This is a genomic window from Noviherbaspirillum denitrificans (assembly GCF_002211445.1).
Taxonomy (GTDB): domain Bacteria; phylum Pseudomonadota; class Gammaproteobacteria; order Burkholderiales; family Burkholderiaceae_D; genus Noviherbaspirillum; species Noviherbaspirillum denitrificans.
Window position 1 is genome coordinate 2523164 of sequence record NZ_LSTO01000001.1, and the last position, 24388, is coordinate 2547551.

The window sequence follows — 24388 nt, forward strand, 5'->3', positions numbered from 1 at the left end:
TATTTGGCGGGTGTGATGCTCAATCGGGCACACACTCTTGTCTATAACTACCAAGGTTATAGGGACAAGCCGCACGGGCAATTAGTATCAGTTAGCTTAACGCATTACTGCGCTTCCACACCTGACCTATCAACGTCCTGGTCTCGAACGACCCTTCAGGGAGATCAAGTCTCCGGGAAGTCTCATCTTGAGGCAAGTTTCCCGCTTAGATGCTTTCAGCGGTTATCTCTTCCGAACTTAGCTACCCGGCAATGCCACTGGCGTGACAACCGGTACACCAGAGGTTCGTCCACTCCGGTCCTCTCGTACTAGGAGCAGCCCCCCTCAAACTTCCAACGCCCACGGCAGATAGGGACCAAACTGTCTCACGACGTTTTAAACCCAGCTCACGTACCACTTTAAATGGCGAACAGCCATACCCTTGGGACCGGCTACAGCCCCAGGATGTGATGAGCCGACATCGAGGTGCCAAACTCCCCCGTCGATATGAACTCTTGGGAGGAATCAGCCTGTTATCCCCAGAGTACCTTTTATCCGTTGAGCGATGGCCCTTCCATACAGAACCACCGGATCACTATGTCCTACTTTCGTACCTGCTCGACTTGTCAGTCTCGCAGTTAAGCACGCTTATGCCATTGCACTATTAGCACGATGTCCGACCGTACCTAGCGTACCTTCGAACTCCTCCGTTACACTTTGGGAGGAGACCGCCCCAGTCAAACTGCCTACCATGCACTGTCCCCGACCCGGATAACGGGCCAAGGTTAGAACCTCAAACAAACCAGGGTGGTATTTCAAGGACGGCTCCATGGCAACTAGCGTCACCACTTCAAAGCCTCCCACCTATCCTACACAGATTGGTTCAAAGTCCAATGCAAAGCTACAGTAAAGGTTCATGGGGTCTTTCCGTCTAGCCGCGGGTAGATTGCATCATCACAAACACTTCAACTTCGCTGAGTCTCGGGAGGAGACAGTGTGGCCATCGTTACGCCATTCGTGCAGGTCGGAACTTACCCGACAAGGAATTTCGCTACCTTAGGACCGTTATAGTTACGGCCGCCGTTTACTGGGACTTCAATCAAGAGCTTGCACCCCATCATTTAATCTTCCAGCACCGGGCAGGCGTCACACCCTATACGTCCACTTTCGTGTTTGCAGAGTGCTGTGTTTTTATTAAACAGTCGCAGCCACCAGTTTATTGCAACCCCTTCACCCTCCTGGCGCAGGCCAGTCAAGCTACAAGGGCGTACCTTATCCCGAAGTTACGGTACCAATTTGCCGAGTTCCTTCTCCCGAGTTCTCTCAAGCGCCTTAGAATACTCATCTCGCCCACCTGTGTCGGTTTGCGGTACGGTCTCGTTAGACTGAAGCTTAGAGGCTTTTCTTGGAACCACTTCCGATTGCTTCGCGGCATAAAGCCGCTCGTCCCATACCCTTGAATCACGCGCCCGGATTTGCCTAAGCGCCTTCTCTAGTACAGGAACCGGGACATCCAACACCCGGACAACCTTCCGCGATCCGTCCCCCCATCGCATCTAACGACGGTGCAGGAATATTAACCTGCTTCCCATCAGCTACGCATCTCTGCCTCGCCTTAGGGGCCGACTCACCCTGCTCCGATGAACGTTGAACAGGAAACCTTGGGCTTACGGCGTGCGGGCCTTTCACCCGCATTATCGCTACTCATGTCAGCATTCGCACTTCTGATACCTCCAGCATCCTTTACAAGACACCTTCGCAGGCTTACAGAACGCTCTCCTACCATATCCTTGCGGATATCCGCAGCTTCGGTGACTGGCTTAGCCCCGTTACATCTTCCGCGCAGGACGACTCGATCAGTGAGCTATTACGCTTTCTTTAAAGGATGGCTGCTTCTAAGCCAACCTCCTGACTGTTTTAGCCTTCCCACTTCGTTTTCCACTTAGCCAATCTTTGGGACCTTAGCTGGCGGTCTGGGTTGTTTCCCTCTTGACGTCGGACGTTAGCACCCGGCGTCTGTCTCCCAAGCTCGCACTCACCGGTATTCGGAGTTTGCAATGGTTTGGTAAGTCGCGATGACCCCCTAGCCATAACAGTGCTCTACCCCCGGTGGTGATACTTGAGGCACTACCTAAATAGTTTTCGGAGAGAACCAGCTATTTCCAGATTTGTTTAGCCTTTCACCCCTACCCACAGCTCATCCCCTAGTTTTTCAACACTAGTGGGTTCGGACCTCCAGTACCTGTTACGGCACCTTCATCCTGGCCATGGGTAGATCATCTGGTTTCGGGTCTACACCCAGCGACTGAACGCCCTATTCGGACTCGATTTCTCTACGGCTTCCCTATGCGGTTAACCTCGCCACTGAATGTAAGTCGCTGACCCATTATACAAAAGGTACGCAGTCACCCCTTGCGAGGCTCCTACTGTTTGTATGCACACGGTTTCAGGTTCTATTTCACTCCCCTTCCGGGGTTCTTTTCGCCTTTCCCTCACGGTACTGGTTCACTATCGGTCGATATCGAGTATTTAGCCTTGGAGGATGGTCCCCCCATCTTCAGACAGGATTTCACGTGTCCCGCCCTACTTGTCGCAAGCCTAGTTCCACAATACTGATTTCGCATACGGGGCTATCACCCTCTATGGCCGCACTTTCCAGAGCGTCTTGCTATCAATACTGCTAAATCTTGCAGGCTGGTCCCATTTCGCTCGCCACTACTTTGGGAATCTCGGTTGATTTCTTTTCCTGCAGCTACTTAGATGTTTCAGTTCGCCGCGTTCGCTTCCACGTACCTATGTATTCAGTACGGGATGACCTAAAAGGCCGGGTTTCCCCATTCGGAAATCTGCGGATCAAAGCCTGTTTGCTGGCTCCCCGCAGCTTATCGCAAGCTACTACGTCCTTCATCGCCTGATATCGCCAAGGCATCCACCATGTGCACTTAGTCGCTTGTCCCTATAACGTTGGCTCCTGCTTCCAGGATCCGTTATAGAGCTTTTGAGTTTGCGTGCCGTATTCCAGACTACTCGCGCAGTTTTCACCACCACGAGAACTCTTTCATACTTAATATGATTGATGACAATCACAACCCACCAGTCGCAACCAACACGTCATCACAACGCATCAGCTCCAACTGATAAATCTTTACTACTTCTTCCAGATTGTTAAAGAACTGAAACAGCCATTGATCAATAAACGATCAAACCTGAATTGATGGAGCGGGAAAAGAGTCTCGAACTCTCGACCTCAACCTTGGCAAGGTTGCGCTCTACCAACTGAGCTATTCCCGCGCTGTGCGGTCAACTCAGGTTTGATGTTTATTTAAGAAGTGGTAGGTCTGATTGGACTCGAACCAACGACCCCTACCATGTCAAGGTAGTGCTCTAACCAGCTGAGCTACAGACCTGCTTCTTGCTGTTCTAGGAACAGACCGATAAGTGTGAACGCTTGACGTTCGTGCGAACTCTAGAAAGGAGGTGATCCAGCCGCACCTTCCGATACGGCTACCTTGTTACGACTTCACCCCAGTCACGAATCCTACCGTGGTAAGCGCCCTCCTTGCGGTTAGGCTACCTACTTCTGGTAAAACCCGCTCCCATGGTGTGACGGGCGGTGTGTACAAGACCCGGGAACGTATTCACCGCGGCATGCTGATCCGCGATTACTAGCGATTCCAACTTCATGCAGTCGAGTTGCAGACTACAATCCGGACTACGATACACTTTCTGGGATTAGCTCCCCCTCGCGGGTTGGCAGCCCTCTGTATGTACCATTGTATGACGTGTGAAGCCCTACCCATAAGGGCCATGAGGACTTGACGTCATCCCCACCTTCCTCCGGTTTGTCACCGGCAGTCTCATTAGAGTGCCCTTTCGTAGCAACTAATGACAAGGGTTGCGCTCGTTGCGGGACTTAACCCAACATCTCACGACACGAGCTGACGACAGCCATGCAGCACCTGTGCGCCGGTTCTCTTTCGAGCACTCCCAGATCTCCCCAGGATTCCGACCATGTCAAGGGTAGGTAAGGTTTTTCGCGTTGCATCGAATTAATCCACATCATCCACCGCTTGTGCGGGTCCCCGTCAATTCCTTTGAGTTTTAATCTTGCGACCGTACTCCCCAGGCGGTCAACTTCACGCGTTAGCTGCGTTACCAAGGAAATTAATCCCCGACAACTAGTTGACATCGTTTAGGGCGTGGACTACCAGGGTATCTAATCCTGTTTGCTCCCCACGCTTTCGTGCATGAGCGTCAGTGTTATCCCAGGGGGCTGCCTTCGCCATCGGTATTCCTCCACATATCTACGCATTTCACTGCTACACGTGGAATTCTACCCCCCTCTGACACACTCTAGCCGTGCAGTCACAAATGCAGTTCCCAGGTTAAGCCCGGGGATTTCACATCTGTCTTGCACAACCGCCTGCGCACGCTTTACGCCCAGTAATTCCGATTAACGCTTGCACCCTACGTATTACCGCGGCTGCTGGCACGTAGTTAGCCGGTGCTTATTCTTCCGGTACCGTCATCCATCCCAGGTATTAACCAGGACGATTTCTTTCCGAACAAAAGTGCTTTACAACCCGAAGGCCTTCTTCACACACGCGGCATTGCTGGATCAGGGTTGCCCCCATTGTCCAAAATTCCCCACTGCTGCCTCCCGTAGGAGTCTGGGCCGTGTCTCAGTCCCAGTGTGGCTGGTCGTCCTCTCAGACCAGCTACTGATCGTCGCCTTGGTAGGCCTTTACCCCACCAACTAGCTAATCAGATATCGGCCGCTCTAAGAGCATGAGGTCTTGCGATCCCCCACTTTCATCCGTAGATCGTATGCGGTATTAGCCAGTCTTTCGACTGGTTATCCCCCACTCTAAGGCACGTTCCGATATGTTACTCACCCGTTCGCCACTCGCCGCCAGGCCGAAGCCCGCGCTGCCGTTCGACTTGCATGTGTAAGGCATGCCGCCAGCGTTCAATCTGAGCCAGGATCAAACTCTTCAGTTCAATCTCTGTTGTGCCATCTCTGGCAGGTTCCGAAGAACCGTCGCTCACTCAAAATACTGACAGGTAATTATCTTGCGACTCTTACCTATATTTTTTTGTGAGCACTTAATGTTTTAAGTTATTGCGCTGAGTAACCCCAGCGCCGCAACCCCACCAAGCGCCCACACTTATCGGCTGTTATTTTTTAAAGAACACACTCATCCCGCGCACTTTTACTGTCGCGCACCACTGTCAAAGCGTTGTGATTGATAGCGGCTTAACTGGATCAGAGCCCGTTACGTTACTTGACGCATCAGCCCTCGTTTTCGAGAACTTTTCGTTTCGCGTTTCGCGACGGGAGACGAACTATAGCAAAGCATCCGGCACTACGCAATGTTTTTTTCGCGCTTCGATCATTGACCGAAAATACATGCACAAAAAAATTCACACACCATCAGCACTCATGCCACAAGATCGCCGACAACAAAAAGGCCTCCAAGTTGGAGGCCTCTCATGAAGCGTTCTACAACTCTCATCCTTGGCGGAGACGGAGGGATTCGAACCCTCGATACAGGTTTAAGCCCATATGCTTCCTTAGCAGGGAAGTGCCTTCGACCTCTCGGCCACGTCTCCACACATAAAGCGGGGATCAAATCCCCGCTTCAGTGAAGTCACGCATGATAGCTGCTCATGCGCACTTGGTCAACGAAACTCTGCTTGCGAATCGACAACAATCAAGCTTTTTCCAAGTCGAACGCCTTATGCAGCGCTCGAACTGCCAGTTCCATGTATTTCTCGTCGATCAACACGGAAATCTTGATTTCGGAGGTGGAAATCATCTGAATGTTGATGCCCTCTTCCGACAGTGTGCGGAACATCTGCGATGCGATACCAACATGGCTACGCATGCCAACACCAACGACAGATACCTTGGAAACCTTGGAGTCGCCAATGATGCTGGCAGCGCCGATATGCTCCTTGACGCTCTTGTTGAGCACTTCCATTGCCTTCACATACTCACCGCGCGGCACAGTAAAGGTGAAGTCGGTCTTGCCGTCAACGGACTGATTTTGGATGATCATGTCGACTTCGATGTTGGCGTCGGCGACCGGGCCCAGAATCTGGTAAGCGATACCCGGCTTGTCGGGCACGCCCAACACGGTGATCTTCGCTTCGTCGCGATTGAACGCGATACCGGAAATGACGGCTTGTTCCATGTGTGTATCTTCCTCAAACGAAATCAGGGTGCCGGAATTGGCTTCTTCTTCCAGCGGCATCAGCGGATCGGTCAGCGACGACAGGACGCGAGTCGGCACCTTGTAGTTGCCGGCAAATTCGACCGAGCGAATCTGCAGGACTTTCGAGCCAAGCGAGGCGAGCTCGAGCATCTCTTCGAACGTAACGGTCTTCAGGCGACGCGCCTCCGAAACGACACGCGGATCTGTCGTATACACGCCATCAACGTCGGTGTAGATCAGACATTCTGCCGCCTTCAGCGCTGCAGCAACAGCCACTGCCGAGGTGTCGGAACCGCCACGACCAAGCGTCGTAATATTGCCGAGATCGTCCACGCCTTGGAAGCCGGTGATGATCACAATTTTCCCTTCGGAGAGATCCTTGCGCACACGAACATCATCGATCGACTGGATACGCGCTTTGGTGTAGGCGGAGTCGGTCTTGATCGGCACCTGCCAGCCTGCATACGACACAGCCTGCTTGCCGATCGTTTGCAGCGCCATGGACAGCAGCGCAACGGAAACCTGCTCGCCGGTAGAGGCCAGCATGTCAAGTTCGCGCGGGTCCGGCTGAGGCATGATGTCCTTTGCCAGGGCGATAAGGCGGTTGGTCTCGCCGGACATTGCGGAGGGCACCACGACGATCTGGTGACCGGCGTCATGCCACTTGGCGACGCGCTTGGCGACGTTCTTGATGCGCTCGGTCGAGCCCATCGAAGTGCCGCCGTATTTGTGGACGATTAAAGCCATACGGATGAGAAGTTGCGCAAAGGAAGGAAGAAATTTTTGATAAAAATCAACCCTTTACTTTACAGGCCGCAACGCCGGAAGGCAAGTAGGCAGCCGACGAAAAGCGGGTTTTAGAAGTTAAAAGCCGATAAAAATATTGCAAAGCATCATTTAATGTCATTCACCCAATGCATTTGGATCAAACTGCCGGGATTTTTGAGATGACTCAGATGGCTCATCCCGATGCCGGCGGCAAAGACGAGACGGCCTCCTGCGAACACCACAGGCAGACGTTGCCGCTCCCAGGCGGGAATATTCAAGTCTTGATAATGGTGCTTCAAACTGCGGGTCGGCCGACCAGGCGACAGCTTGAGCTTCTCCCCACCTTGGCGATGGCGGATCTCCAGTAACTGCGCCATGAGCCACTCGCTGGACACACCTTCAGCAGCCCCCTCAAAATACAACTCACCTCCGAATGCTGGAAAGGGAATGCGCCCTTGCCCCTGCCACCGGAAGGCCTGCACTTTGGCAGTTTCGATCGGCAGTGGCATGTGACTGACGAGATATGCCCTGCCTCGATACGTGTGCACTTCACACTGGGGATGAACAACTCTCACCTGCGCGTCTTTGCTTGCGCAAAGTAGCTGGGTGCGCATTTCGAACAGCCAAGCCGTTGACGGCATGCGCATCCCATTCTGGGAGAGCCAGTAGCGCAGCAAATTGTATTGTCGGTCCTGGCTGAGCACTGCGAAGCAAGATAAATCGAGCTGACTGCCGGCGCTACAGGATTGCCAATCCATCGCAGCCAGCTCATCGAGCAAGCGCTGTGCAGATTGCGCATGTGCGGCAACGCGAGATAGCCGATGCTGATACCCCGGAAAATATTCATTAAGAACCGGGGTCACTGCATGACGTATTGCGTTGCGCGCGTACCGCAAGTCTTCGTTGGATTCGTCCACAATATGAGAGATGCCGTGGCGCACAGCAAACGCTTCCAGCTCTGCACGGGACCGTTCCAGCAAGGGCCTCGCTAGCAAAGGCGTGTCGAAGCCGAGCAAAGCAGGCGCACCTCCACAGAAAGCCATACCTGACAAGCCCGGCAGACCGGAACCTCGCAACAATTGAAGAAGCACGGTTTCAGCCTGGTCGTCCAGATGATGCGCAGTCAACAGAACATGGACGCCATGGAGACGGCTCAAATCTCCCAATGCCCGATAGCGGCTTGTCCGGGCCGCCTGCTCCAGCCCGTGGCGGTCCACTGACTCTACCGAAACGCGCCGCGCATCGAAACTGACACCTAGTGCGGCACACCCCCGCTCACAATGAGCGAGCCATGCATCGGCATTGTTGCTCAATCCATGGTGAACGTGAAAGGCAATCAGCTCAATGCCATGGACGCGCGCGTACGAAGACGCCAGGTGCAGGAGCACGGCCGAGTCCAACCCTCCGCTGTAGGCAACAGCAAAGCGCGGCGCAGACGCAGAAACGCGCGCCAGGATTTCTCCGAGCGCGCGTTCAAAAGCGCCCTCGATAGACGCTGCCTGCCGGTTTGTCACAGCATTATTCCGGCGAATTGATTTCCTTGAACTTGCCGTAGCCCATAAGCTTTTCGTGGCGAGCGGCAATCAGCTCCTTCGGCTTCAGGCCCTGCAGCTGCCGCAGCGAGTCGGCAAGCGCACGCTTCAACATTGCCGCCATCTGCTTGGGGTCGCGATGGGCGCCACCGAGGGGCTCATTGACAATCTTGTCGATCAGGTTCATTGCCTTGAGGCGATGCGCCGTCAGGCCCAACGCATCTGCCGCATCTGCGGCACGCTCGGAGGTCTTCCAGAGGATGGAGGCACAGCCTTCAGGGGAAATGACGGAATAGGTGGCGTACTGCAGCATCAGCACGGCGTCACCGACGGCAATCGCAAGCGCGCCGCCCGAACCGCCCTCACCGATGATGGTCGCAATCAACGGCACCTTCAGTTCAGCCATCACGTACAGGTTGTGGCCGATCGCTTCGGATTGTCCGCGCTCTTCCGCGTCAATACCCGGAAATGCGCCTGGGGTATCGACAAACGTGAAGATAGGCAGGCCGAACTTTTCGGCCAGCTTCATCAACCGCATGGCTTTGCGATAGCCTTCCGGCTTCGGCATGCCGAAGTTGCGCATGGCACGCTCCTTCGTGTCGCGGCCCTTCTGGTGTCCGATGACCATGCAGGGCTGGCCATTAAAACGGGCAAGGCCACCGATGATGGACAAGTCGTCCGCATAAGTACGGTCGCCGTGAAGTTCGTGGAAATCCGTGAAGATTTCATTCACGTAGTCCATCGTGTAGGGCCGTTGCGGATGCCGCGCGATCTGCGACACTTGCCAGGGTGTCAGCTTGGCGTAGATGTCCTTGGTCAGCTGCTGGCTTTTTTTGGCGAGACGTTCGATCTCTTCGGAGATGTCGACTGCGGAATCATCCTGCACGAAACGCAGTTCTTCGATTTTTCCTTCAAGTTCGGCGATGGGTTGCTCGAACCCGAGAAAAGTTGTTTTGCTCATCGTGCCTCCTTATATCAACACGAGATGGAGTTCAGTAAACTACCGGCGCGGAATCGAGGCTGCGCCATAGATACCATGTCGCGACGGTACGCCACGGCTCCCAGTTGGCGGCGACTTCCCGGACATCGCTACGGGATACGGGTTCGCCGGAAAAATAATTGACGCTGATGCCTTTGAGCAATCCCAGATCGTCCAAAGGCAAGATGTTCGGCCGGAGCAGATTAAATATCAAAAACATCTCCGCTGTCCAGCGGCCGATTCCGCGGATCTGGATCAGCTCGGAGATGACCTCTTCGTCGTCCATCTCCGCCCATTTGTCCGCATGGACGCGCTTGGCCTTGAAATGATCGGCTAAGTCGAGCACATATTCAGCTTTTCTTTTTGACAAGCCGCATGCAGCAAGCGCCTCCGGGCCTGCCTTCAGCACTTGTGCCGGGGTGCACTTCGGACACACGTCGATGAAGCGCTGCCAGACTGCTTCTGCTGCCTTTACGGAAATCTGCTGGCTGACAATCGAGCGTGCAAGTGTTGTGAATGCTTCGCTTTTGCCGACCAACTGCATGTCTCCGAACTGGGGAATGAGCTTGCGCATGATGCGATCGCGCTTCATGAGCTCTTCCTTGGCGTCGTGCCAATACGCAGGCACGCTGATGACTGAAGCGGATTGACGAATTGCAGTCATGCGACTTACGCCCTTCGCCACTCGGTCAAGCCGCCGGGTTTGTCCTCCAGGACAATGCCGCTGGCGAGGAGCTCGGCGCGGATGCGGTCGGCTGACGCGAAATCCTTTGCTTTCTTGGCGGCGGCGCGCGCATCGATCTGCGCGAGAATCTCTGCTTCGCCCAGTGCGCCGCCTTCGGCCGGGCCGGCCTGCAGGAATTCCTGTGGAGAGCGCTGCAGCAAGGCAATTACGCTTGCCAGCGCCTTCAGCTGACGCGCGAGCGCCGGGGACTTCGTCTTGTTCACTTCGTTGGCTAGGTCAAACAGGACAGAGACAGCCACCGGCGTGTTGAAGTCATCGTTCATGGCGTCGGCAAAGCGAGCGGCATGCGATTCATTCCAGTCAAACGGAAGACGGTCCGGCTCCACTTCCTTCAACGCGGTATAGAGTCGGGTCAGTGCATGCTTGGCATCGTCGAGATGCACGTCGGAATAGTTGAGCGGGCTGCGGTAATGCGCACGCAGGATGAAGAAGCGGACTACTTCCGGATCGTACTTCTTGAGCACGTCACGAATGGTAAAGAAATTGCCCAGCGACTTCGACATCTTTTCGTTGTCAACACGAATAAAGCCGTTGTGCATCCAGTAGTTGACGAAAGTGTGTCCGTTCGCGCCTTCAGATTGAGCGATTTCATTCTCATGGTGAGGGAACTGCAGGTCCTCGCCGCCGCCGTGGATATCGAACTGATCACCAAGCAATTCGCAGCCCATTGCAGAACACTCGATATGCCAGCCCGGGCGCCCCTTGCCCCACTGTGATTCCCATTTGACCTCCTCGGGTTCGGACTCCTTCGCCGCCTTCCAGAGGACAAAGTCGAGGGGATCGCGCTTGCCGGTATTCAGTTCGACACGCTCGCCGGCGCGCAAATCATCCAGCGACTTGCCAGAAAGACGGCCGTAGCTGGGAAAATCGCGAACAGAGTAATTGACGTCGCCGTCCTTCGCCTTGTAGGCTAGGCCGTTGCGTTCCAGCTTTTCAATAAGGCCCAGCATCTGGGGGACGTACTGCGTTGCGCGAGGCTCATGGTCGGGTTTCTGCACGCCGAGGGCCGCGGCGTCTTCATCCATTGCATGGATAAAGCGATTCGTCAGTTGCGAAATGGATTCGCCGTTTTCGACGGCGCGCTTGATGATCTTGTCGTCGATGTCCGTGATGTTACGGACGTAAGTCACATCCAGACCCGACGCGCGCAACCACCGCTGCACCATGTCAAAGACCACCATGACACGTGCGTGCCCGAGATGGCAGTAGTCGTACACAGTCATTCCGCATACATACATCCGGACCTTGCCGGCTTGCATGGGGACAAAAGTCTGCTTTTCACGCGCGAGCGTGTTATAGATCTTAAGTGCAGTCATGGGCGGTTTTTCCGTTTCGGCTTGAAATGGCCTGGTTCGCGTAGACAATCGAATGTCTCGCAGAAGGCCGCGCGTGGCGCGATGCAATGGGGCTGCCGAAACCCTTTTGTCATGCTTATTTTGATAAAATGCACGGTTTCGCCTCAGTATAACATTGATGAAACCGCCTTCCTGACCCGCACGGTCAAAGCTGGAGCGGATAGTGCGAATTGCCACAATCCTGTCGGCTGCCGAGCGGCAAGGGGCCACGGAAGATACACAATCGACATTCGCCTGTAAAGAGGAAAGGATACTGGAATGCAAATCACCCGCCGACACGCCATTCATCTGGCCGCCGCCCTCTTCCTGAGTTCGGCACTGCCAGGCGCAATGGCAGCCGATGCACCGCAAGTCTCGCTCAAGACCAGCATGGGTGAAATCGTGCTGGAACTCTACCCGGAGAAAGCGCCCAAGTCGGTCGACAACTTTTTGCAGTACGTGAAGAGCGGTCACTACAATGGCACGATTTTCCATCGCGTAATCAATAACTTTATGATCCAGGGTGGCGGTTTTGACAAGGACATGAACCAGAAGCCCACGCGCGCACCGATCGAGAATGAGGCGAAGAACGGCCTCAAGAATGAACCCTACAGCGTTGCAATGGCACGCACCTCGGCGCCGCACTCGGCATCGGCACAGTTTTTCATCAACGTGAAGAACAACAGCTTCCTCGACTACCCGGGACAGGACGGCTGGGGTTACGCCGTGTTCGGCAAGGTCATCAAAGGCACCGAGGTCGTCGACAAGATCAAGGCAGTCGAAACCGGCGGCAGCGGCATGTTTCGCGACGTTCCGACCAAACCCGTCGTCATCGAATCCGCGACGGTCGTCAAATAACTCACCCTCTTTAGAAGGACTACCATGGCAGTCATCCTCACCACCAACCACGGCACCATCAAGCTGGAACTCGACGCAGAGAAGGCTCCGAAGACCGTCGCCAACTTCCTCGCCTATGTGCAGTCGGGCCACTACAACGGCACCATCTTCCACCGCGTCATCGACGGTTTCATGATCCAGGGCGGCGGTTTCGAGGCGGGCATGAAACAAAAGCCCACCAACGACCCGATCGAGAACGAAGCGAAGAACGGACTGAAGAACGAGCCGTACACCATTGCCATGGCTCGCACCTCGGCACCGCATTCCGCCTCTGCCCAATTCTTCATCAACGTGAAGAACAACAGCTTCCTCGATTATCCGGGCCAGGATGGCTGGGGCTACTGCGTGTTCGGCAAGGTAGTGGAAGGCACCGACGTTGTCGACAAGATCAAGTCCGTCAAAACCACCCGTACCGGCATGCATGCCGACGTGCCGGTTGAGAACGTCGTCATCGAGAAAGCAGAAGTGGTCTGAGTATCACTTCAGTAACCATGCAAGAGCAGCACATGCCTGCACAAAACCAGGAAGCGCAATCCGAAACGGTTGCGCTTTTTGTTTCGGACGTGCACCTGCACGAATCGCTGCCCCGCACGACGAAGGCATTCCTCGACTTCCTCTCGCGACCGGCCAAAGCCGCGCCACGCCTGTACCTGCTTGGTGACCTGTTCGAATACTGGGCGGGCGACGATGACCTCGAAGCGCCGTATCACAGCAGCATTGCGCGCGCGCTGCGCGACGTCAATGAGGCTGGGGTTGCCGTGTTCTGGGTTGCCGGCAATCGTGATTTTCTTGTTGGCCGGGAATTTGCCGTCAAGGCAGGTGTCACGCTGCTTGACGACCCGCATGTAGAAGAAATTGGAGGCACCAGGACTGTCCTTGCACACGGCGACGCGCAATGCACGGATGACCACGCTTACATGACGTTCCGCGCCCAAGTGCGGCAGCCTGAATGGCAGGCGCAATTCCTCGCACAGCCACTATCCAAGCGCAAGGCTTTGATCGAAGGCATGCGTACCGGGAGCCGCGAAGCGCAAAAGGCGAAGTCGTACGAGATCATGGATGTCAATCCTGCGGCAATTACTGCGCTGTTTGAAAGCACGGGTGCATCGGTCATGATTCATGGCCACACACATCGCCCGGCTACCCATATTGCTGAGGACGACGGAAAGATATTTGTTCGCCACGTATTGCCCGATTGGGACTGCGACTCAGGAAAACCGCGAGGCGGATGGCTCGCCTTGCAGGCAAACGGCGGCGTGAAGCGGTATGACGTAGACGGCGCGGAGATATCCGCGCCCATCCTTCGCAACTAATCGAACTGCTTGCGGAAACTGTCGAACTGCTCGCTCAGGCGCTCCACTTCTGCACGCAGGCGAGCCACTTCCGATTCCAGTTCCGCGATGCGATCCTGCCGCCCACCTGCTACCGATGCAGAGACATCTGCTGCACGCTCCGGCACCTGGTCTCCGCTAAGCAGGTGCATGTAGCGCACCTCTTTCTCGCCCGGAGCACGTGGAAGACGCGCCACCAGCGGCGGATATTTGTCGATCAGGAATTGCAATCCTGTTTCCACATCGGCCACTGAGGTGAAATCATGTACACGACCGCTTCGCGAGCGAATTTCCCCCGCCGTCTGTACACCCCGGAGCATCAGCATGACCAGGACTGCGAGCTTATCCTGTTCGAGTGACCATTTCATGCGCATGCGGTGCTCGTATTTCGAGACACGCGCACCGGCTTGCCTTACCTCCGATACAAACTTTTTCTGCGCAAGACGCTGCAGTGCATCGAGAACCGCATCCTCCGTGACGGACATTACGGGATCACGGCTCGTCAGTTGGTTGCAACCGTTGGTAAGGGCATTGAGGGACAGCGGGTAATTGTCGGGTGTCAGCGCTTCCTTTTCGGCCAGCACACCCAAGACCCGCACTTCCACGACATCCAGCAGGATGTCACCCCCAGCCGATGCCGCGCCAGATTCATTCGATACGGATTCAGTCATGATGGCATCCTTCATTCGACTAGTTTGTTGAGTTGTTCGGCGTCGAATTTGTCTTTTGACGGCAGGTCTTCGCAGCCCACCCCGGCCGCCTGCAAGGCAGCAACGATCTTCTGCATCTGCTGTTCCTGCGATACGGCGTGGTCGATAAGCTTGTGCAGCGCAGTGGAAAGAGGATCTTCGTCGCCACTGAGCGTGACGCCATACGCGGCAAATACGCGCGCAGCAGCCTCCTCGCGCTGCTTGCCAGCATCCTTCTGGACGATGTGGGCAGGATTGCCGACAGCGGTCGCTCCCGGCGGCACTTCCTTGACCACCACGGCATTCGAGCCGACCTTGGCCCCCTCCCCCACCGTGAAGCCCCCGAGGACCTTGGCGCCCGCACCGATGATTGCCCCGCGTCCGAGCGTGGGATGGCGTTTTGCCCCCTTGCTCAGCGATGTGCCGCCCAGGGTCACACCCTGATAAATCGTGCAATCGTCGCCGACTTCGGCCGTTTCACCAATGACGACGCCGAACCCGTGATCGATGAAGACGCGCCGGCCAACCGTAGCGCCTGGATGGATTTCAATACCTGTTAGCCCACGTGCGACATGGGAGATGAAACGCCCCAGCCATTTGAGTCCGCGCATCCAGCACCAGTGCGCCCAACGGTGCATCACGATTGCGTGCAGCCCGGGATAGCAGGTCAGCACTTCCCAGCCGGTGCGCGCGGCCGGATCACGATCAATGATGCTGGCGATGTCTTCGCGGATGCGGCTGAACATAGGGGACAGGATTGGTTGCGTGAAGCCGTAATGTTAACCCGTTGCACCCTGCTTGCCTACGCAAGACGGCGGCAGACGGGATTCACTTGACGACCATCATCCGCTGACGCCGCGCTTCATACAGGCAGACGCCCGATGCAACGGACACGTTCAGGCTTTCGACCGCCCCCTCCATTGGAATGCGAACCAGCACATCGCAATTCTCGCGTGTGAGGCGGCGCATACCTTCGCCTTCAGAGCCCATGACGAGTGCCGTCGGAACGGCGAAATCCGCGTCGTACAGCGTCTTTTCAGCATCGTCGGTGGTGCCTGTCAGCCAGATGTCGCGCTCTTTCAAATCCCGCATGGTGCGAGCGAGATTGGTTACCGTAATGTAGGGCACGGTATCGGCGGCTCCGCTGGCCACCTTCGCCGCAGTGGCATTTAGGCCCACGGCCCTGTCCTTGGGCGCTATCACAGCATGGGCACCCGCACCGTCGGCAACGCGTAGACAGGCGCCGAGGTTGTGGGGATCGGTCACACCGTCGAGGATCAACAGCAAGGGCGGACCGGAAATCGCATCGAGGAGTTCGTCGAGATTGCGTGCAAGGGACATTTCCCCCGCCTTGGCTACAACGCCCTGATGCCGGCGCGTGCCGGCCATGCCGTCAAGGCGGCCACCTTCCACATGGATGATACGAACCTTGGCGGCTTCGGCGGCCCGCAGCAACTCCTGCATGCGGCGATCAGTCCGGGCAGCGTCGATATAAATTTCTTCCACAGACGACGCGTCATGGCGCAAGCGCGCCGTCACGGCATGGAAGCCGAATAACAGTTTGTGTTTCATGTCTTATCTTTTCTTTTTGCCTGGCTTTGCGCGCGCCTTGGAGGTGCGTGATGTTTTTGCCGGTGCGGTACGCGTGCCCTTGCCTTTTGCCGTCTTTCCTGTTGCTGCCTTACGGGGCGGCGCAGCCTTGGCCTTCGGCTTCGCTTTCTTTTCCCGCACGGGTTCTGCCTCGGCGCGACGTGCTTCGTTTTTCAGCACCGTCCGTATGTCCGGCGTATTCACCAGGCGAAGGTCGATCTTGCGCGCGTCGAGGTCGACGCGGCTGACCTGCACGGTCACACGGTCCGTGAGCTGATATCGGATGCCAGTGCGTTCACCGCGCAGTTCGTGGCGCACCTCATCATACTGAAAATAATCCGCCCCCAGCTCCGTCACATGTACAAGACCTTCGATGAACAGCGTATCGAGTTGCACGAAAATCCCGAAAGGCGCGACACCCGAAATGGTACCGGTGAACTCTTCACCCAGCTTGTCTCGGATGAAGTAGCACTTCAGCCAAGCCTCCACATCGCGAGACGCCTCATCTGCGCGTCGTTCGTTCGCCGAACAGTGGATGCCGAGTGCTTCCCAGATGGCGAGATCGCCTTCCTTCCGCTTCTTGCCCTCCGCCTTGTCCTGTGCTGCCATCCTGCGCGCTGCAGGCGACAGCATGGTGTTCAGCTGGCTGGTGTCGACGTCCTTCGGTACGTAGCGCTTGCCATGCAAGATCGCCTTGATCGCCCGATGCGTGAGTAGATCGGGATAGCGGCGAATGGGGCTGGTGAAGTGGGCATAGGCCTCGTATGCCAGGCCAAAATGGCCAATGTTGTCCGGACTGTAGACCGCCTGCTGCATGGAACGCAGCAGCATTGTCTGCAACAGGACAGCGTCGGGCCGCAGCTTGATTTTCGGGATCAGCTCGGCGTAATCCGACGCCGTCGGCGAATCGCCGCCGCCCAGGGTCAGTCCCATCTGCTTGAGGAAGGTGCGCACCTGGTTCAGCTTTTCCTTGGATGGTGCAGCGTGTACGCGGTAGACGCCCGGATGCTTGTGACGCGCGAGCAGGTCGGCCGCACACACATTGGCTGCCAGCATGCACTCCTCTATCAGGCGATGCGCGTCGTTGCGGGTGCGCGGGAGGATCTGTTCGATCTTGCCTGCGGCGTTGCAGACGATATAGGTTTCGGTGGTTTCGAAGTCGATCGCACCGCGCTCCTGTCGCGCCTTCAGCAAGGCCTTGAAGACGTCATACAGGTTCAAAAGGTGCGGCACCAGCTGCTGCCGCTTGACCGCTTCCGTCCCCTTCGTGTTGGCGAGGATGGCGGCCACTTCGGTATAGGTCAGCCGCGCGGCCGAGTGCATTACAGCCGGATAAAACTGGTAAGCCTTGATCTCGCCCTTTGCGGTGATGACGGCATCACAGACCAGCGTCAATCGGTCCACCGCAGGGTTCAACGAACACAGTCCGTTGGACAGTTTCTCCGGCAGCATCGGAATGACCCGGCGTGGAAAATAGACCGAGGTGCTTCGCTCGAGCGCGTCATCATCAAGCGCGTCGCCCGGCATCACGTAGTGGCTGACGTCGGCAATCGCAACGATCAGGCGGAACGCCTTGGAACGGCCGATCTTCACGGGCTCGCAATAGACAGCATCATCGAAATCGCGTGCGTCTTCGCCGTCGATGGTGACAAGCGGAATATCACGCAGGTCGACACGGTCGGCGAGGTCTGCGGCACGAACTTCGCTGGGCAATTTAGCGGCGACTTTTTTTGCCGCTTCCGAAAACTCGTGCGGCACACCGTACTTGCGCACGGCGATCTCGATTTCCATGCCAGGGTCATCGATATCGCCCAGAACCTCGACGATCTTGCCGACTGGCTGTGTATAACGTGAAGGCTGCTCGACAAGCTCGACACTGACAACCTGCCCCGTCTTCGCCTTTCCTGGAGATCCAGTCAACAGAATGTCCTGTCCGATACGCTTGTCTTCCGGGGCGACGATCCAGACACCGTTTTCGTTGAGCAGGCGTCCGATTACATGGGTATTGGCGCGCTCAAGTACTTCAACGATCATGCCCTCGGGCCTGCCGCGCCTGTCGGTTCCGGAGATACGGATCTGCACGCGGTCGCCATGCAGGACCTTCTGCATCTCTTTCTCAGGAAGAAAAATGTCCTCGCTGCCGTCCTCCGGGGCAAGGAAACCGTAGCCGTCCCGGTGGCCGTTGACGCGGCCCTCAATGAAATTCGGCTGGTGTGCGAGCTGATAGGCGCCATTGCGGCCCGGCTTGATCTGTCCGTCGCGTTCCATCGCATTCAGGCGGCGCGTGAGGCCGTCCATTTCTTCCGGTTTGACTTCGAGAGCCGTAGCGAGCGATTGCACATCCTGGGGCGTCGCCGCAGTGCGCAGGATGCCGAGAATCTCCTCCCGGCTGGGAATGGTGTATGAATATTGGCTCAAAAGCGTATTTCAGTTCATTATTGTCATGACAGAGCTAGTGTAACGGACTACGTTGTATTTACCTAACACATTGCCCACCCGCCCCCTTGCAATAAAAGTCTGCGCGGGGAATTTGACATATCGAATATTTCCGCTATAATTCTGGTCTTTCGCATCGCCCAGATGGCGGAATTGGTAGACGCACTAGGTTCAGGTCCTAGCGGTGGCAACACTGTGGAGGTTCGAGTCCTCTTCTGGGCACCAGGTTACAAAGGCCCGCTTCGGCGGGCCTTTTCCTTTTGTGCGATCCGAAACTGATCGCTTGATCCTCATGTTTCATCCCCCCAAATAAAAAAACCCGCCGGCTCAGCCAACGGGTTTCACTTTCCGATCCTCGTCCGGCGAATCCAGTCCGTTTGGAGTCTGGATCAACCGGCAAGTTCTCTTCAGCCGACTTCGCCCTTCTTCAGCCATGCAGCCAGCTGATGGGGTCGCAGACTATCGTATTCCTCGAACGGTTGATGGATCCACGGATTCGTCGACAGGAACTGGAAATGGTAGTCCGGACGAACTGCTGAACACGCCTTGCACCAAATCACAGCGGAACGCACCTCTGTCACCGCAGGGAAGTTTTCCTTCAGGTGTCCCTGCACGCGCTGCAGCGTGACGCCTGAATCGACCAGGTCGTCCAGCAGCAGGACCCTGCCGCCCAATGATCCCTTGGTCATGGTGATGTGCTTGGCGATGTCCAGCGAACCCTGGGTCTTTCCGGCATCCTCGCGATACGAACTGGTAGACAGGATTGCCAGTGGCACGTCGAAGATCCGGGAAAAAATATCACCCGGCCGCAGGCCACCCCGTGCCAGGCAGAGCACTTGGTCGAACTGCCAGCCGGAGTCGTGCACCATCCGCGCCAGTCCAACGACTGCGCGGTTGTAATCATCCCAGGAAACCCAGAGATCCTTGTCGTCGGAAACGCCGATAGCCTTGTCAGTCATGTCGCTTCCAATCACACGAAGGGATGGCGAAGGACAATCGTCTCTTCACGATCCGGACCGGTCGAAACCATGTCAACCGGAACGCCGACGAGCTCCTCAATCCGCTTGATATAGGCGCGCGCGTTCGCCGGCAACGCATCCATCGATTTCGCGCCGACGGTCGACTCGGACCAGCCAGGCATCTGCTCATAAATGGGCTCGCAGCGTCCGGCATCTTCGGCGCCAACCGGGAAGATGTCGACGACTTTGCCATCGAGCTTGTAGCCGGTGCACAGTTGCAGATTTTCCAGGCCGTCAAGAACGTCCAGCTTGGTCAGGCACATGCCGGAAACGCCATTGATCTGCACCGAACGGCGCAGCAGCGCCGCATCGAACCAGCCGCAACGGCGCGCACGTCCGGTCACAGTGCCAAACTCATGGCCGACACTCGCCAGGTGCTTGCCGATTCCCTGGTCAGTCGGCAGTTCGGACGGGAACGGTCCCGAGCCGACGCGAGTGGTATAAGCCTTGGTGATGCCCATGATGTAATGCAGCATGTTCGGACCAACGCCCGCCCCCGCCGCCGCATTGCCGGCGACGCAATTGCTGGACGTGACGAAGGGGTACGTACCGTGGTCGACGTCGAGCAAGCTTCCTTGCGCACCTTCAAACAAAAGGTTGCCGCCGGCCTTGTATGCCGCATAGAGGGCGCTGGATACGTCAGCCACCATGGGCGCAATGCGCGGCACGGTCGCCAGCGCGTCATCCAGGGTCTTCTGGTAATCGACCGGCTGTGCCTTCAGATAATTGGCCAGCACGAAGTTGTGGTAGTCCAGATTTTCCTTGAGCTTCTCGGCAAAACGGTTTTCGTTCAGCAGGTCAGCGACACGGATGGCGCGGCGCGCCACCTTGTCTTCATAGGTCGGGCCGATGCCCTTTCCGGTCGTGCCGATCTTTGCCGCGCCGCGCGCTGCCTCACGCGCAGCATCCAGCGCAGTGTGATAAGGCAGGATGACTGGGCAAGCCTCGGATATCTTAAGGCGGGAAACAACCTCAACGCCGATGCCTTGCAGTTTGTCGATTTCACGCAAGAGGTCAGGCACGGACAGCACCACGCCGTTGCCGATGTAGCAAGCCACGCCTGCACGCATGATGCCCGACGGGATCAGCTGGAGGGCCGTTTTCTGCCCGCCGATGACCAGTGTATGGCCGGCGTTGTGTCCACCTTGGAAGCGAACCACACCTTGTGCATGATCAGTCAGCCAATCGACGATCTTGCCTTTTCCTTCATCGCCCCACTGGGTGCCGATGACGACAACGTTCTTTGCCATGCTATTAACCTAGTTTTGTAAGAGTCCAGTTACCGTTTTCAAACACGACTGCACGGTCGCAGTCGAATTCATCCTGATCGTTTTCATGTCCCGGCAGCGCCTGGATGACCACCTCTCCTGCCTTGCGCAGTTCGGCAATCTTCTGGCGCAGGGCCGGCTCGGTTCCCCAAGGCGCCCGGATCGCCCGCTTGCGCTCGGCGATTGGCAGCAAACGCGCCAATTCGCGAAGGTCCATCGAGAAACCAGTTGCGGGACGGGCACGCCCGAACGCCTCGCCGACGTGGTCGTAACGTCCGCCGCGGGCTACCGCATTAGGCAAGCCGGGAACATATGCGGCAAACATGACACCGCTGTGATAATGATAGCCACGCAAGTCCGCAAGATCGATGGTGACGCTGGCCTTGCCCGCTTGACTGGAGAGCAATTCCAGCTCATCCAACGCATTGGCAATGCCCGGCAGGTTGGGGAGCACTTCCCTCGCACGTGCAATAGTAGATGCATCGCCATACAGGCTGGGCAATACCAGCAAGGCTTCACGCGTCGAAACATCGAAATCCTGTGTCAGCACGCGAAGACCGGGAACGTCCTTGCTTTCAAGCAGCGTAAACAATTCATTTTCGCGTTTCTGCGCTTTAGCGTCATTTTCCACGATGGCGCGCAGTACGCCGACGTGACACAAATCCAGACGCACTTCCGTCATCCCTGCCAAGCTCAGCGATGCAAGCGCGAGCTCCTGGATTTCGGCGTCAGCTTCCAAACCCTTGTGGCCATAGATCTCGGCGCCGATCTGCAACGGCTCACGGGTGGCATGCAGCCCGGAGGGGCGCGTGTGGAGCACGCTGCCGGCGTAGCAAAGCCGGGTGACCGATGTGCGATTCAGCAAGTGGGCATCGATACGCGCGACTTGAGTCGTCATGTCGGCACGAATACCCATTGTCCTGCCCGAAAGCTGGTCGACGAGCTTGAAGATCCTCAGGCTCATGTCCTGACCAGCACCAGTCAGGAGGGATTCCAGGTATTCCAGCATCGGCGGCATGACGAGTTCGTAGCCGTACAGACGGAAGTTATCTAGAAGCAAACGTCGCAACTCTTCGATCTTGCGCGCTTCAGACGGCAGCACGTCGGCGATGTTTTCAGGAAGTAGCCAATTCGGCATGACAGGAAATACTGCTTTAAGAAAAAATATGAACCAAGACCAGCACAACCAAACCACATGACAAAGCAACAAGACCGACGAAACGTATTTGTCCGTCGGTCAGTCGGGCGATGCGGTTAATTGTGTCGCGCCAATGTCGGGGGAAAAGAAATGGAATGATACCCTCAAGCACGAGCATCAAGCCAATCGCGACGATCAAGCTTTTCACTTCCAGCCTGAATTATTTTTTCGGACTGGCTGCCGCCCCCGCTCCCGTGCTCTTGAAATACTTGAAGAATTCCGAATTCGGCTCAATGACCATCATGTCACCCCGATTCCTGAAGCTGGCACGATAAGCCTCAAGACTACGGTAAAACTTGAAGAATTCCGGGTTTTGCCCGAACGCTTGGGCGTAGACCTGCGTCGCCTTGGCATCCCCGTCACCGCGGATGTTTTCTGCTTCGCGGTAGGCTTCGGCAAGGATGACTGTCCGCTGACGGTCGGCGTCGGCCCGGATTTTTTCGGATTCTGCAGCACCAGTCGACCTGAGTTCGTTCGCCACGCGTGTACGCTCGGCCTTCATGCGGTCATAGACCGAATTGTTGATCTGCTCTACATAATCCACACGCTTGAGACGGACATCGATGATCTCGACTCCGATCTGCTTGGCTTCGTCGGTAACCTTCTTCTGGATCGCAGCCATCACCTTTCCACGTTCGCCAGAGATCACTTCCCGGACAGTGCGCTTGGTAATTTCCTCGTTCAGGGCAGCCTTGATGATTTGCGACATCCGATCCTGCGCCCGGCGCTCGTCACCCGTAAAGCTGACGAAGTACAGGCGCGGGTCGAGGATACGCCACTTCACATAGGCATCGACCAGGATATTCTTCTTTTCGGCGGTGATGAAGCGATCCGCTTCAGGCGTGTCCAAGGTAAGGATACGCTTGTCAAGGAAAACGACATTCTGGAACGGGGGCGGCAACTTGAAGTGCAAACCCGGCTCGTTAATGACCTTCTTGACCTCACCAAGCGCGAACACGATGGCGTACTGGCGCTGGTCGACAACGAAAAGTGTAGACAGCAGGACCGACAGGAGAATCAGCCCGGCAATGGTGTAGGAAACGAGACGATTCATTATCGCGCCTCCCTGTCACGCGAATCGCGTCCGTCGCGGCTGCGCGAATCTTTTTGTCGTTGTGTTTCCATTGATTGCAGCGGTTCTGGCGTCTGGGGTTGATTCGACGACTGCGGCACGGCTGCGCCACCGGCCTTCGCGGCTTCGCCGGAAACCTGTGACATCAGCTTGTCGAGCGGCAGGTACAACAGGTTGCTGCCACCCTTGCTGTCGACCATGATCTTGGTGGTATTCGTGAAAATTTGCTGCATAGTGTCCAGATACATCCGGTCCCGGGTCACCGCGGGTGCCTTCTGGTACTCTGCAAGAACCTGCTTGAAGCGCGACGCATCGCCCTGCGCATTCGCCACCACGCGGGAACGGTAGGCTTCTGCCTCCTGGATCAGACGGGAAGCTGCACCGCGTGCACGGGGAATCACGTCATTCGCGTATGCCTGCCCCTCGTTCTTCTGGCGCTCGCGATCCTGACCAGCCTTTACGGCATCGTCAAAAGCGGCCTGCACCTGCTCGGGCGGCTGGACGGCCTGCATGGTGACATTCGTGATTTGAACACCGGCCTTGTAGCGATCCGTAATCTGCTGCATCAGCTGGCTCACATCGAACGCAACCTTTTCACGGCCTTCATAGAGAACGAAGTCCATCTTGCTACGGCCGACGATCTCACGAATGGAAGTTTCCGCGACCTGGCGCACAAGCTCATCCTGCTCACGGTTGTTGAAGAGCCACTCGGATGCATTCTTGAGCTTGTACTGGACGGCGAACTGGATGTCGATGATGTTCTCGTCATCGGTCAGCATCAGCGATTCTTTCGCCTGCTTGTTGCGTACCGAAGAGCGGTAGCCTACTTCGACAGTTCTAACCTGCGAGACGTTGACCACCTCATGGCTCTGGATCGGATACGGCCAGCGCCAGTTGAAACCGGCCGGCGTCGAATGACTATATTTACCGAAAGTAAGGACGACGCCCGTCTGGCCTTCCTGGACGATGAAGAAGCCGCTGACAAGCCAGAGGAAGCCGATGATGGCAGCTATCAGGCCCACGCCAATGCCGGCACCTCTCGCGTCCGGATTGAAGCCGCCACCATCACCTCCGCGGCCACCCTTGTTTCCGAACAGGCGATTGAGACGCTGGTTGAACTCGCGCCATAGCTGGTCAAGATCCGGAGGACCGTCACTAGGCCGCTTGCCATCCTGATTTTGGTTCTGGCCGTTGTCCTGAGAGCCGCGGCCCCAACGAGGATCGTTCAGTGAGAACTTCAGGCCGATTTTTTTGAATAGAGGAACGGGCATTCTCTCGTTATCCGGCTTTGTTGTTAATGGGTTGTACAGCTGGCTTTTGTGGAGGCCTCTGA

At 56.4% G+C, this 24388-nt stretch carries 18 protein-coding genes, 4 tRNA genes and 2 rRNA genes; 4 read left to right on the top strand and 20 right to left on the bottom strand.

The window, feature by feature from the left end; all coding sequences use genetic code 11:
• Window positions 1-60: 60 nt before the first annotated feature.
• From AYR66_RS12330 to cysS, 10 genes are all read right to left on the bottom strand, one after another.
• Window positions 61-2935 (bottom strand): 23S ribosomal RNA (locus tag AYR66_RS12330).
• 259 nt (window positions 2936-3194) lie between these two features.
• Window positions 3195-3270: transfer RNA gene (locus AYR66_RS12335), tRNA-Gly, on the bottom strand.
• Between the two features lie 39 nt (window positions 3271-3309).
• Window positions 3310-3386 (bottom strand) — tRNA-Val (locus tag AYR66_RS12340).
• 63 nt (window positions 3387-3449) lie between these two features.
• Window positions 3450-4980, bottom strand: a 16S ribosomal RNA gene (locus AYR66_RS12345).
• Together the 16S and 23S rRNA genes with 2 tRNA genes alongside form the textbook arrangement of a ribosomal RNA operon.
• Before the next feature lie 518 nt (window positions 4981-5498).
• Window positions 5499-5592 (bottom strand) — tRNA-Ser (locus AYR66_RS12350).
• Window positions 5593-5693: 101 nt separating this feature from the next.
• Window positions 5694-6944, bottom strand: coding sequence for an aspartate kinase (locus tag AYR66_RS12355; RefSeq protein WP_088707720.1), 1251 nt, complete (start codon window positions 6942-6944; stop codon window positions 5694-5696).
• A gap of 146 nt (window positions 6945-7090) precedes the next feature.
• On the bottom strand, window positions 7091-8479 hold the full coding sequence (tilS, locus tag AYR66_RS12360; RefSeq protein ID WP_088707721.1) for a tRNA lysidine(34) synthetase TilS: 1389 nt from the start codon (window positions 8477-8479) through the stop codon (window positions 7091-7093).
• A gap of 4 nt (window positions 8480-8483) precedes the next feature.
• Window positions 8484-9458 (bottom strand): acetyl-CoA carboxylase carboxyltransferase subunit alpha, encoded by a 975-nt coding sequence (locus tag AYR66_RS12365; protein ID WP_088707722.1) that lies wholly within the window; start codon window positions 9456-9458, stop codon window positions 8484-8486.
• A 31-nt stretch (window positions 9459-9489) separates the two neighbouring features.
• The gene (locus AYR66_RS12370) at window positions 9490-10140 is read right to left on the bottom strand and encodes a DNA-3-methyladenine glycosylase family protein (protein WP_088707723.1); all 651 of its coding nucleotides are present in this window, start codon (window positions 10138-10140) and stop codon (window positions 9490-9492) included.
• A 5-nt stretch (window positions 10141-10145) separates the two neighbouring features.
• Window positions 10146-11537 (bottom strand): cysteine--tRNA ligase, encoded by a 1392-nt coding sequence (cysS, locus tag AYR66_RS12375; RefSeq protein WP_088707724.1) that lies wholly within the window; start codon window positions 11535-11537, stop codon window positions 10146-10148.
• A gap of 297 nt (window positions 11538-11834) precedes the next feature.
• Between cysS and AYR66_RS12380 the strand changes: the two genes are divergently transcribed.
• Genes AYR66_RS12380 through AYR66_RS12390 form a run of 3 tightly spaced genes read left to right on the top strand, consistent with a single transcriptional unit; the run spans window position 11835 to window position 13765 of the window.
• Window positions 11835-12413, top strand: coding sequence for a peptidylprolyl isomerase (locus AYR66_RS12380; RefSeq protein ID WP_088707725.1), 579 nt, complete (start codon window positions 11835-11837; stop codon window positions 12411-12413).
• Window positions 12414-12437: 24 nt separating this feature from the next.
• The gene (locus AYR66_RS12385) at window positions 12438-12926 is read left to right on the top strand and encodes a peptidylprolyl isomerase (protein WP_088707726.1); all 489 of its coding nucleotides are present in this window, start codon (window positions 12438-12440) and stop codon (window positions 12924-12926) included.
• Window positions 12927-12958: 32 nt separating this feature from the next.
• The gene (locus AYR66_RS12390) at window positions 12959-13765 is read left to right on the top strand and encodes a UDP-2,3-diacylglucosamine diphosphatase (RefSeq protein ID WP_088709779.1); all 807 of its coding nucleotides are present in this window, start codon (window positions 12959-12961) and stop codon (window positions 13763-13765) included.
• On the opposite strand, the gene AYR66_RS12395 is transcribed toward AYR66_RS12390, so the two are convergent.
• From AYR66_RS12395 to rnr, 4 genes are all read right to left on the bottom strand, one after another.
• Window positions 13762-14454 (bottom strand): YceH family protein, encoded by a 693-nt coding sequence (locus AYR66_RS12395; protein ID WP_088709780.1) that lies wholly within the window; start codon window positions 14452-14454, stop codon window positions 13762-13764. The two genes, AYR66_RS12390 and AYR66_RS12395, sit on opposite strands and share 4 nt — an antisense overlap.
• An 11-nt stretch (window positions 14455-14465) precedes the next feature.
• Window positions 14466-15218 carry a serine O-acetyltransferase gene (cysE, locus tag AYR66_RS12400; RefSeq protein ID WP_088707727.1) on the bottom strand — a complete coding sequence of 251 codons (753 nt, stop codon included), beginning with the start codon at window positions 15216-15218 and terminating at the stop codon, window positions 14466-14468.
• 82 nt (window positions 15219-15300) lie between these two features.
• Window positions 15301-16044: a 23S rRNA (guanosine(2251)-2'-O)-methyltransferase RlmB gene (gene rlmB, locus AYR66_RS12405; protein WP_088707728.1), complete on the bottom strand. Its 744-nt coding sequence runs from the start codon at window positions 16042-16044 to the stop codon at window positions 15301-15303.
• Window positions 16045-16047: 3 nt separating this feature from the next.
• The gene (gene rnr, locus AYR66_RS12410; RefSeq protein WP_088707729.1) at window positions 16048-18480 is read right to left on the bottom strand and encodes a ribonuclease R; all 2433 of its coding nucleotides are present in this window, start codon (window positions 18478-18480) and stop codon (window positions 16048-16050) included.
• Between the two features lie 156 nt (window positions 18481-18636).
• Between rnr and AYR66_RS12415 the strand changes: the two genes are divergently transcribed.
• Window positions 18637-18723, top strand: a tRNA-Leu gene (locus AYR66_RS12415).
• Window positions 18724-18905: 182 nt separating this feature from the next.
• On the opposite strand, the gene AYR66_RS12420 is transcribed toward AYR66_RS12415, so the two are convergent.
• From AYR66_RS12420 to hflK, 6 genes are read right to left on the bottom strand one after another with little or no spacing between them, the layout of a single operon-like run.
• Entirely contained in the window at window positions 18906-19442 is a 537-nt protein-coding gene (locus tag AYR66_RS12420; RefSeq protein ID WP_088709781.1) for a phosphoribosyltransferase, read from the bottom strand.
• A gap of 26 nt (window positions 19443-19468) precedes the next feature.
• Complete coding sequence (locus tag AYR66_RS12425) at window positions 19469-20767, bottom strand: adenylosuccinate synthase (protein ID WP_088707730.1); 1299 nt, start codon at window positions 20765-20767, stop codon at window positions 19469-19471.
• Between the two features lie 4 nt (window positions 20768-20771).
• Window positions 20772-21923: an ATP phosphoribosyltransferase regulatory subunit gene (locus AYR66_RS12430; protein ID WP_088707731.1), complete on the bottom strand. Its 1152-nt coding sequence runs from the start codon at window positions 21921-21923 to the stop codon at window positions 20772-20774.
• A 16-nt stretch (window positions 21924-21939) separates the two neighbouring features.
• The gene (locus AYR66_RS12435) at window positions 21940-22122 is read right to left on the bottom strand and encodes a DUF2065 domain-containing protein (protein ID WP_272938338.1); all 183 of its coding nucleotides are present in this window, start codon (window positions 22120-22122) and stop codon (window positions 21940-21942) included.
• Window positions 22123-22143: 21 nt separating this feature from the next.
• Window positions 22144-23037: a protease modulator HflC gene (gene hflC, locus AYR66_RS12440; protein ID WP_088707733.1), complete on the bottom strand. Its 894-nt coding sequence runs from the start codon at window positions 23035-23037 to the stop codon at window positions 22144-22146.
• Window positions 23037-24326, bottom strand: a complete 1290-nt coding sequence (gene hflK, locus AYR66_RS12445) for an FtsH protease activity modulator HflK (protein ID WP_088707734.1) — start codon at window positions 24324-24326, stop codon at window positions 23037-23039. Before hflK ends, hflC begins: the two co-directional genes overlap by 1 nt.
• Window positions 24327-24388: the final 62 nt, after the last annotated feature.

Excerpts from the sequence above, each read along its gene's own strand:
- AYR66_RS12395 (WP_088709780.1), bottom strand. The coding sequence starts at position 14,454 with ATGACTGAATCCGTATCGAATGAATCTGGCGCGGCATCGGCTGGGGGT.
- AYR66_RS12385 (WP_088707726.1), top strand. The coding sequence starts at position 12,438 with ATGGCAGTCATCCTCACCACCAACCACGGCACCATCAAGCTGGAACTC.
- hflC (WP_088707733.1), bottom strand. The coding sequence starts at position 23,037 with ATGAATCGTCTCGTTTCCTACACCATTGCCGGGCTGATTCTCCTGTCG.
- AYR66_RS12430 (WP_088707731.1), bottom strand. The coding sequence starts at position 21,923 with ATGCCGAATTGGCTACTTCCTGAAAACATCGCCGACGTGCTGCCGTCT.
- hflK (WP_088707734.1), bottom strand. The coding sequence starts at position 24,326 with ATGCCCGTTCCTCTATTCAAAAAAATCGGCCTGAAGTTCTCACTGAAC.
- AYR66_RS12370 (WP_088707723.1), bottom strand. The coding sequence starts at position 10,140 with ATGACTGCAATTCGTCAATCCGCTTCAGTCATCAGCGTGCCTGCGTAT.
- cysS (WP_088707724.1), bottom strand. The coding sequence starts at position 11,537 with ATGACTGCACTTAAGATCTATAACACGCTCGCGCGTGAAAAGCAGACT.
- AYR66_RS12380 (WP_088707725.1), top strand. The coding sequence starts at position 11,835 with ATGCAAATCACCCGCCGACACGCCATTCATCTGGCCGCCGCCCTCTTC.
- rlmB (WP_088707728.1), bottom strand. The coding sequence starts at position 16,044 with ATGAAACACAAACTGTTATTCGGCTTCCATGCCGTGACGGCGCGCTTG.
- AYR66_RS12425 (WP_088707730.1), bottom strand. The coding sequence starts at position 20,767 with ATGGCAAAGAACGTTGTCGTCATCGGCACCCAGTGGGGCGATGAAGGA.
- AYR66_RS12355 (WP_088707720.1), bottom strand. The coding sequence starts at position 6,944 with ATGGCTTTAATCGTCCACAAATACGGCGGCACTTCGATGGGCTCGACC.
- cysE (WP_088707727.1), bottom strand. The coding sequence starts at position 15,218 with ATGTTCAGCCGCATCCGCGAAGACATCGCCAGCATCATTGATCGTGAT.
- AYR66_RS12365 (WP_088707722.1), bottom strand. The coding sequence starts at position 9,458 with ATGAGCAAAACAACTTTTCTCGGGTTCGAGCAACCCATCGCCGAACTT.
- AYR66_RS12390 (WP_088709779.1), top strand. The coding sequence starts at position 12,959 with ATGCCTGCACAAAACCAGGAAGCGCAATCCGAAACGGTTGCGCTTTTT.